Source organism: Petrachloros mirabilis, assembly GCF_975968855.1.
In genome coordinates, this window is sequence record NZ_CDLUDY010000109.1 from 1 (window position 1) to 9,663 (window position 9,663).

Sequence of the window (9,663 nt, forward strand, 5' to 3'; positions counted from 1 at the left end):
CACGAGCGGAAGCCTGTTCGACACCCGCGGCAGCAACAGTGCAGCAGGCTCGGCCGAAGGCCTCAGCAGACAAGACGTCGCCGCTTCTCTCATCGAGGCCCCCGAAGAGAGTGCGAGAGCCAACGTGCCGACGACCGTATCACCGGCACCGGTCACATCATAGACCTGCCTGGCTTGCGCGGGAATATGCCAAGCAGCCCCGTCTTTTTCGAAAAGGCTCATCCCTTTTTCGCCGCGGGTCACGAGCACAGCCTGACAGCCGAGCCGCTGCCGGATGATCTCACCGGCTTCTTGGATCGTCTGATCACCATCACCGTGGAGGCCCGCAGCCTGCGTCGCCTCAAGATTGTTCGGCGTAATGAGCGTTACCCCTTTATAAAACCCAAAATGTTCGACTTTAGGATCCACAATGACGGGAATTCTCCGCAAGGCTGCCAACCGAGTCAATTCAGCCATCAATCCAGCAGTCACAACCCCCTTCGCATAGTCCGAGACGACCAGACAGTTCAGTTCACGCAGCCGTGATTCCACATAGCGCAAGATGCGCTTCTGAAGGTGTGGTTTCAGTTCGCCTTTCCGCTCGACATCGTAACGAACAATCTGCTGATTGTGCGCAACGATCCTCGACTTCTTGATCGTTGGCCGTTCCTGATCGATGACGATTCCTCCACGGCCTGACCGCTTTCCTCCCAATTCTTTAAGAAGGATACGTCCTGCCTCGTCTGAACCAATCATCCCACAGAGGTCAACCTTCCCTCCAAGCGCCAAGATATTGTTGAACACGTTGGCGGCTCCGCCGAGTCTGACTGACTCGGATTCCACGTGGACGACCGGTACCGGGGCCTCCGGAGAAATTCGGCTTACGCGGCCCCAAATATAATGGTCAAGGATCAAATCACCGAGGACCAGGACGGAGGCCTGCGGAAATTGCTGGATGCGCTTGCGCAATTCCCTCGCAGTCGGTTTGTCACCGTAGCCGCGCTCAGGTGATGCGGCCATTCGTCCCGCTCTCTTCATTGAATCGCTTTTCCGAACCGTTCCCATCGGACCCAATCCTTCCATTGCCCCTGCCCGCTCCACGACCAATAGATACGAAAGGCTTTACCCCGAATCTTCTCTTCGCGCACGTAGCCCCAAAATCGACTGTCCAAACTTTGATCGCGATTGTCCCCCATCACGAAATAGGCCCCTTCCGGTACGATCACCGGCCCGAAATTATCACGCGGATTGATTGTCCCATCGATGACGCCGGGATCAATGCGTTGCGTGAAGGCCTCGTCGTCGAGCGGCATCCCGTTGACGAACACCACCTTGTCCTTGATCTGCACGCTATCCCCGGGAATGCCGACAATGCGCTTTATAAAATCTTTTTCCTCGTCTTCCGGAAAACGGAACACGATAATGTCTCCTCGCTGTGGTTTCCCGAATTCAATGAGTGTATACGAGGCATAACAGTTAAATGGAGGAAGCGCCATCTGGAGCTTGCAGTCGGTTGGCCACTGAATTCCATACGACAACTTGCTGACAAGAATGTGGTCACCGATCAGGAGCGTTGGAATCATGGACCCAGATGGAATCTTGAAGGCCTGTACGACAAACATGCGGATAGCAAAGGCCAAGAGCATAGCAACCACGATCGCTTCCGCGTATTCGCGGAACACGGATTTTTTGTCCACCCGAGAACCTGCCGACGCATGCTCTCCCGCCCTCTCTTCGGTACGTGAAGCCAGCTCGTCGGAACTGGGAATGTTCGGATCCATGCTCATTCATCACCGACTTTCAAAATCGCCAGGAACGCTTCCTGCGGCACTTCCACACTGCCGACCGCTTTCATCCGCTTTTTCCCTTCCTTTTGCTTTTCGAGCAATTTCCGTTTTCGCGTGATGTCTCCCCCGTAGCACTTCGCCGTAACGTTTTTCTTCATGGCCCCGATCGTTTCGCGCGCAATGATTTTGTTGCCGATGGCCGCCTGAATAGCGATCTCGAACATCTGCCTCGGAATCAACTCTTTCATCTTTTCGGCTAACTGGCGGCCTCGGGGATAGGCACGATCCCGATGGGTGATGAACGACAGCGCATCGACAGCCTCCGCGTTGAGGAGAATATCAAGTTTGACGAGATCTGATTCGCGATAACCAAGCAATTCGTAATCCAACGAGGCATAGCCTTGTGTCCGAGATTTCAGCTTGTCGAAGAAATCCAGAATCACTTCGTTCAGAGGCATTTCATAGCTGATCAAGACGCGTGTGGGATCGAGGAAATGAATGCTGCGCTGGATCCCCCGGCGTTCTTGGCACAACTGTAAGATTGCCCCCATGTAACGCTCCGGCGTGATAACCGTGGCCAGAATGAATGGTTCTTCGAACCGTACTATGTTGTTCGGCGGAGGCAAGTCGGCGGGATTGTCAATTTCCAATACCTCTCCCTTGGTCGTCGTTACCCGATAGACCACCGTCGGCGCTGTCGTGATCAAGGTCAGACCGTATTCCCGCTCCAACCGTTCCTGGATGATCTCCATGTGGAGCAGGCCAAGGAACCCGCAGCGGAATCCAAAACCCAACGCCAGCGAGGTTTCCGGTTCGTAGACGAACGAGGAGTCGTTCAGCCGCAATTTGACCAATGCGTCCCGCAAGTCTTCGTACTTCGCAGTATCCGTCGAATAGAGCCCGCAGAAGACCAGCGGCTTTGCCTCCTTGTAGCCAGGGAACGGCTCACTGGTTGGCACAACAGCATCGGTGATGGTGTCACCGATCTTGACGTCCGCGACTTCCTTCATATTGGCGCTGAGGTACCCAACCTCACCCGTCAATAATTCCTGTTTCTTTACCCGTTTGGGCGTAAACTGCCCGACTTCCATCACTTCGAATGTTCGCCCGTTAGACATTACTTTAATCTTCATGCCGGGACGAACTGTCCCATCGATGATTCTGGTCAACACGATCACCCCTTGGTAATTGTCGAACCAGGAATCAAAAATCAGCGCTTTGAGGGGAGCGTTCGGATCACCAGACGGAGGCGGAATTCGTTCGATAATCGCTTCAAGCACTTCGGGGACTCCGCGCCCTTCTTTGGCGCTGATGGGCATCGCGTCACTGGCCTCCAGCATCAATACTTCCGAGATGGAATGTTTCGTGTTTTCCACGTCGGCACTGGCCAGGTCTATTTTGTTAATGACCGGAATGATGACGTGCTTGTTCGCCATCGCCAGATTGACGTTGGCTATGGTTTGCGCTTGAACCCCTTGGGTGGCATCGACTAGCAAGAGCGACCCCTCACAGGCAGCCAAGCTTCGAGAGACTTCGTATGTGAAATCGACGTGCCCCGGGGTATCGATCAGATGCAAGGCATAAGTCTTCCCATCCTTAGCCTTGTAACGGATCGCTACCGCGTGGGCCTTGATCGTAATCCCCCGCTCACGTTCCAGATCCATGGCATCGAGGATCTGTTCTTTGGCCTCTCGGGCAGTGACAGCGCCTGTGATTTCTAGGAACCGGTCAGCGAGGGTTGATTTGCCGTGATCGATATGGGCGATAATCGAAAAATTGCGTATCAGATTTTGCAAATCCTAGCTCATTTCTTCAATAAAATCGGTTCATTATAGTAACTGGCCCCCAGGTTGTCAAAGCAAACAACCCCTCGTATAATCCGCGCCGGACAACAATCGCTCACGGGTTTTCACCCTCAACTTCCTGAATTATTTCCGCACGGCATCCACCGCGTGAAAAAGAAAAAAACCACTGCGCCCCTTAGCAACTGGGACCGACGATACCTCTGGCATCCTTTCACCCAAATGAAGAAATGGGAACAGGTAGAACCGCTGATTATCGAACGAGGCACGGGGCCGTACCTCATCGATACCGACGGAAACCGTTACCTCGACGGAACCTCATCTATCTGGGTCAACCTCCACGGCCATAGACATCCCATACTGGATCGAGCTCTCAAACGCCAGACCGGTCAGATAGCTCATTCAACACTCCTCGGGCTTTCAAATCCACCCGCGATCAGGCTCGCGCGACAGCTTATCCGCATCGCGCCAAAGGGGCTCAGTCGAGTTTTCTATTCAGACGACGGTTCAACAGCAGTTGAAGTAGCCTTGAAAATGGCTGTTCAGTATTGGCAGCAATCCGATCCAAACGCGGGCCCCAAGAATCGATTTCTTCATCTGAAAATGGCCTACCACGGCGACACGATCGGGGCCGTCAGCGTCGGCAACATCGAACTTTTTCATGCACGGTTTAAATCGTTACTCTTTCCAACTTTGGAAGCGGATCCCCCGTATTGTTATCGATGCCCCCTCAAATTGACCCATCCCTCTTGCCGAATCGCTTGCCTTGAGCCTATCGAAACGATCCTCAAAGCGCGTCATCGTGACTTGGCGGGCTTCATTATCGAACCCATTATTCAGGCTGCGGCAGGGATGATCGTACAACCGCCCGGCTACCTTTCACAGATTCGCGATCTCTGCACGAAATATCGGGTCCTATTGATCGCCGATGAAGTTGCCACGGGATTCGGTCGCACAGGAAAGATGTTCGCCTGCCAGCAGGAAGGCGTCACACCCGACCTCCTGGCCGTCAGCAAGGGATTGACGGGTGGCTACATGCCCCTGGCGGCAACCCTCGCTACGGAAGAGATCTATCGAGCCTTTCTGGGACGCTACGAGGAATTCAAAACTTTTTTCCACGGCCATAGCTACACCGGCAATCCGCTCGGTTGTGCTGTCGCCTTGGCAAACCTCGACGTCTTCCGAAAGGAGAAGACACTCGCGCGCCTGCGGCCTAAGACGAAGCTCCTTACCAAGCTCCTGCTGCCGCTTCGCAATCTGCCGCACGTGGGAGACATCCGGCAGGCGGGATTCATGACCGGCATAGAACTCGTTCAAAATCGTCATGAGAAGACACCCTACCGACCGGAATCCAGAATCGGCCACAAGATCGCAGAGGAGACAAAACGACGAGGCCTTCTCCTTCGCCCCTTGGGACATATCATCGTGATGATGCCCCCTCTCTCTATTGACCCTAAAACGCTAACTCGCATGGTTTCTATCGTGGCAAACGCAATTCGTTCGGTCACGGAACGCCTGGATACCAATAAGTAGTCCTACTCCCTCGTCATTTCCCTAGCGATCGAGACAGGGACACTCGGCGAAAATGTTCGAAGGATTGAGGCATTAGACAAGTATGTCCTGGATGCTAGACTTCTCTTTGACTGGAGCGATCAGGAGGATTTTTGAAGTTCGTTCTTCTGACAATCAGTCTGCTTCTGTCCCTCGTTGATAGCCAGATTCTGGCCCTCGCCGCTGAATCACCGCATCTCGAATCAACCGATCAACCCTGGTCATTTCAGTATCCCGACAACGCTGCTGCCGGACCGGTCTCAAACGTGAGCCAGCCACACCCGATTTTTGAAACGCACCTCAGATCCACCACCAGTGCTGCTCCGGCCGCTGCCCAACGCCTTCGCGATCTCGTTCCCGAGACCGAATACCGTCGATCGAATGGTCTCCTTGCCAATACGACCTGGTTCAACGGCGCTTTTTCGACGGATGCAGAAATTGCCACTGCCCAGGGGGGAAAAAGCTGGCTCGCAGCCACAATCCCCGGTGACACTCGGTATCATGACTCAGACCGAATGGTGCGATTTGGTCTCACACGGAAGGACGATGGCTTTAGCTATGGAATCCGTTACCGCCATGCCGGTCAGGCGTACCTTCAAACACCCGATCAGGAAGATCGAGAACTCTGGGGCGAGTGGAGGGAGGGATGGATAAATGTAAAAAGCTCCATCGGGAACCGGTTGAACAATGTAGACGGAGATCCAACCAAACCAAGATTGGAACGGACGTACGGCCAGATTGGTCTCGCCTTGGCCAGGCCATCATGGCCTGAATTGAAGTTGCGCTATGCAAATGAATTCAGCAGAAATACCCAAGTGACGGCCGACCAGGCGGTACAGCAGACTCGCTCCCATATATTTGAAAGTTCGCTGGCCTATCAGAGGTTGCATTGGAATATCAGGCTTTCGTCCAGCTACACAGTCAACCGCGATCTCTTGCAAGGAGAGGTGAACCGCACGGTCAGAAATCAGTTGCTGGCCGGTGTTTTCCGTCCTCTGGAGGATTTTACCGTGATGCCGACTCTAGGATATCGCCAAGAGACGGATGATTGGTCAGGCCTGAGGATCAACAGTCCATCCGCTTCACTCACCCTGCAATACAAGAAGAACAGACGGTTATATATTAGCGCTTCCGGCAATTACGGGAACTCTCGCTCCAGTGACGGCCTGATCGATTATGAAAAGATCGGCGGCAGGGGAAGCTTAAGCTGGAACCTTCGCCCATCCGCAGCATGGAAGGCACGTGTCGCCGTAGAGGCCGGATACAATCGACTGGTCAACCGAATCACTCCCGCATCAGGCACAGAAGACATTATAGGCCTCGTGCGACTTGTCCTCGCTACGCTTTGACGTTGTCCATCCAGAAAAGTCATCCGAAAGAGACAAGCAGTCTCAGCCGAGCACTACAGTCTCATGCCGTGCGACACGAAGACGCGCACTGGCACTGAACTCCTTGATAAAGATTTCCAACCGGCCATCGCTGTTGATCAGCGCCCGTGGCGCGCCTTCCACTCCTTCCGAGTAGCTACCAACCATTCCCTCGATGACGTTCCCGCCGACTCGAATGAACGGATCGGCACGTTTGGAGACGTCTCGTACCTCTTGCACGTGCCGGCTCGTCAGGTTTGTGATGAGATTGCCAAATTGATCAATATAGACAACTTCGCCGCGCAAGGCCTGCTGCTCCCATCGAGGGCTTGGGATAGCAAATTTTCGGGATTCTTCGAGAACACGGCCAAATGAAGCAAAGAGTTGATGTTTGGTTAACCATGCTGCGGCGGGAGCAAATACGTCTCGTCCGTCAAACGTACGTCCCTCAGCGTCAAGCCGAAACTGTTTGTTTTCAAGCTCCCGGATCTCGATATCGGTCTCTTGCTCGAATATGTACGAGAGTAGGCCATTGTCAGGGGCCAAAAAATAATAGCGGGAAGTCCTGACCAAAATCGGACGTCTCGTGCTGCCTACTCCAGGATCAACGACAGCGACATGGATGGTACCGGAGGGGTAATAACGATAACAGGATTGCAGCACATAGGCGCCATCTTCAACGGCGTGGGAGGGGATTTGATGGCTCAGATCGACAATCGTAGCCGAAGGATTGATTGAGAGAATCACACCCTTCATGCTCGCCACAAACCAATCTCTCTCGCCGAAATCGGTCAGCAACGTGACGAGCCCGAGGGGTTGCAGCACGCTAGAATTCCTCGAACTTGATCTCCACGACTTCGTACTCCACCGTCTTGACAGGAGTTTTGACTTCCACGAAATCGCCGACACGCCTCCCGATCAATGCACGGCCGACTGGCGATTGGATGGAGATTCGATTGAATTTCATATCCGCCTCGTCCTGTCCAACGAGTGTGTACTGGCGCCTGCTTTGTGACTCTTGCTCAATGAGCTGCACGGTGGCCCCGAACACCACCGTGTCCGAGACACGTCCGGCGATCTCGACGACCCGCGCATCGGCCAGTTTAGTTTCAATCTCGACGATACGCGACTCGATAAACCCCTGCCGCTCCTTCGCAGCATCATATTCCGCGTTTTCACTCAAATCCCCATGCGATCTGGCTTCGGCAATCGCTTCGATAACCTGCGGACGTTCCACCTTGCGAAGGCGATCCAGTTCGGCCTTGAGTGCCTCGTATCCTTTCTTCGTAATCGGTGTCGGCATGGTCCGTTATTCCTCTGTTACGATTGATGATACTCTTGAAGCGAGCGGATCGTCAGTTCGTTCCTGATCATAGCCTCGATGCCCATCACGGCTGCGCGGGCTCCCCTCATCGTCGTGTAGTAGGCCAGGCCTTTGTTCAGGGCCTCCCGGCGAATGGAAAGTGAATCCTCGTGCGAAGCAGCTGTTCCCACTGTATTGACGACGAGCGCGACTTCCCCGTTCTTGATGATATCAACGATGTGGGGTCGCCCCTCTGTCACTTTTCGCACCGTCCCGACTTCCAACCCGTTCTCCCGCAAGAATGCCGCAGTACCGCTGGTGGCCTGCAGAGTAAACCCTAGTTTATGAAGCCGCACTGCTACATCAAGGGCCGCGGATCGATCGGCTTCTTTCACGCTAATCAAGGCCGTTCCTCCTCTCGGGAGTGTCGCTCCAGCACCCGCTTGCGACTTGGCAAATGCCCAACCAAAGTCGGCATCGATCCCCATTACCTCTCCGGTTGACTTCATTTCTGGACCAAGCAACACATCGACTCCAGGAAATTTGTTAAACGGAAACACGGATTCCTTAACCGATAAATGAGTCGGCTTCTTGGCCGCTGTAAAGCCAAGTTCGTCCAGGGTCTTTCCCACCATGACTTTCATCGCCAGCTTCGCCAACGGAACTCCGATGGCTTTACTCACGAAGGGAACGGTCCGCGATCCTCTGGGATTCACTTCTAAGACATAGACTATCCGATCTTTAACGGCAAATTGGGCATTCATCAATCCGACGACACCGAGTTCGAGCGCCAAGGCGGTCATCTGACGCCGAATCTCCTCCACAAGAGTCTCATCAAGCGAGTATGGCGGGAGTGAACAACCTGAATCCCCTGAATGTACACCTGCCTCTTCGATATGTTCCATGATGCCGGCAACAACGACCTGCCGACCGTCGCAGATGGCATCAGCATCGACTTCGATTGCATCAGACAGATACTTATCGATCAGCACGGGATGTTTGGGAGAGGCCTTGACCGCCGACCCCATGTATGCCAACAAGCCGGATTCGTCATAAACAATCTGCATGGATCGCCCACCAAGTACATAGGAGGGCCTAACCATCACGGGGTAGCTAATCTTTGAAGCAATCGCAACCGCCTCATCTACCGACCGGGCCATTCCGCTGTCGGCCTGCCGAAGTCCGAGCTTATTCAGAAGATCGCGAAACCGTTCCCGATCCTCGGCTCGGTCGATGGCATCCGGGCTTGTTCCTAAAATCTGTACTCCGTCCTTCGACAAAGGGATGGCAAGCTTAAGGGGCGTTTGCCCCCCGAATTGGAGCACCACGCCAAGCGGCTGCTCACGCTGGACGATGTTCAGAACATCTTCCTCGGTCAACGGCTCGAAGTAGAGCCGATCGGAGGTATCGTAATCGGTGCTGACTGTCTCCGGATTGCAGTTCACCATGATCGTCTCGATGCCCTCTTCGCGTAGTGCCATCGAGGCATGCACGCAGCAATAATCGAATTCAATGCCCTGTCCGATGCGGTTGGGGCCACCTCCGAGGATAATGACCTTCTTTCGGTCGGTCGGGCGCGCTTCGCATTCGCTGCTGTAGGTGGAGTAGAGATACGGGGTATGGGCCTCAAACTCGGCGGCGCAAGTATCGACCCTCTTGTAGGTTAACGAACGCTTTCCATCGGCTTGTGCAGTCCGCTGCTCCCTCACGGAGGCAGCCGAGGTTCCGGTAAGCTGGGCGATACGCTCGTCTGAAAATCCAAGTTCTTTTGCTTCTACCAGGAGTTCCTCATCTATGACGCCTGGATTGGAGTTAGCGCGATCAACGAGGCATTGTTCGAATTGAATCACATCGCGAATCTGCTCCAAAAAAGC

The 9,663-nt window shown here is 54.1% G+C and carries 8 protein-coding genes; 2 read left to right on the plus strand and 6 right to left on the minus strand.

The genetic code is table 11. The features are described from left to right. The 3 genes from rfaE1 to lepA all read right to left on the minus strand — a co-directional run. On the minus strand, nt 1-1,044 hold a 1,044-nt coding region (gene rfaE1 / locus ACWVCN_RS04575; protein ID WP_455244337.1), incomplete at its 3' end, for a D-glycero-beta-D-manno-heptose-7-phosphate kinase. Further along, nucleotides 1,014-1,760, minus strand: a complete 747-nt coding sequence (gene lepB / locus ACWVCN_RS04580; RefSeq protein WP_455244338.1) for a signal peptidase I — start codon at nt 1,758-1,760, stop codon at nt 1,014-1,016. The genes rfaE1 and lepB, both read right to left, overlap by 31 nt. A gap of 2 nt (nt 1,761-1,762) precedes the next feature. Continuing rightward, nucleotides 1,763-3,562: a translation elongation factor 4 gene (gene lepA / locus ACWVCN_RS04585; protein WP_455244339.1), complete on the minus strand. Its 1,800-nt coding sequence runs from the start codon at nt 3,560-3,562 to the stop codon at nt 1,763-1,765. Nucleotides 3,563-3,718: 156 nt separating this feature from the next. On the opposite strand from lepA, the gene bioA reads away from it, so the two are divergent. After that, nucleotides 3,719-5,101 carry an adenosylmethionine--8-amino-7-oxononanoate transaminase gene (bioA, locus tag ACWVCN_RS04590; RefSeq protein ID WP_455244340.1) on the plus strand — a complete coding sequence of 461 codons (1,383 nt, stop codon included), beginning with the start codon at nt 3,719-3,721 and terminating at the stop codon, nt 5,099-5,101. A gap of 131 nt (nt 5,102-5,232) precedes the next feature. Then, nucleotides 5,233-6,468, plus strand: coding sequence for a hypothetical protein (locus tag ACWVCN_RS04595; protein ID WP_455244341.1), 1,236 nt, complete (start codon nt 5,233-5,235; stop codon nt 6,466-6,468). 42 nt (nt 6,469-6,510) lie between these two features. Here ACWVCN_RS04595 and ACWVCN_RS04600 read toward each other — a convergent pair whose 3' ends face one another. The 3 genes from ACWVCN_RS04600 to carB all read right to left on the minus strand — a co-directional run. Further along, nucleotides 6,511-7,311: an SAM hydrolase/SAM-dependent halogenase family protein gene (locus ACWVCN_RS04600; RefSeq protein ID WP_455244342.1), complete on the minus strand. Its 801-nt coding sequence runs from the start codon at nt 7,309-7,311 to the stop codon at nt 6,511-6,513. A 1-nt stretch (nt 7,312) separates the two neighbouring features. Further along, nucleotides 7,313-7,789 (minus strand): transcription elongation factor GreA, encoded by a 477-nt coding sequence (gene greA, locus ACWVCN_RS04605; protein WP_455244343.1) that lies wholly within the window; start codon nt 7,787-7,789, stop codon nt 7,313-7,315. 17 nt (nt 7,790-7,806) lie between these two features. Then, the coding region (gene carB / locus ACWVCN_RS04610) for a carbamoyl-phosphate synthase large subunit (protein WP_455244344.1) at nt 7,807-9,663 on the minus strand (1,857 nt) is incomplete at its 5' end.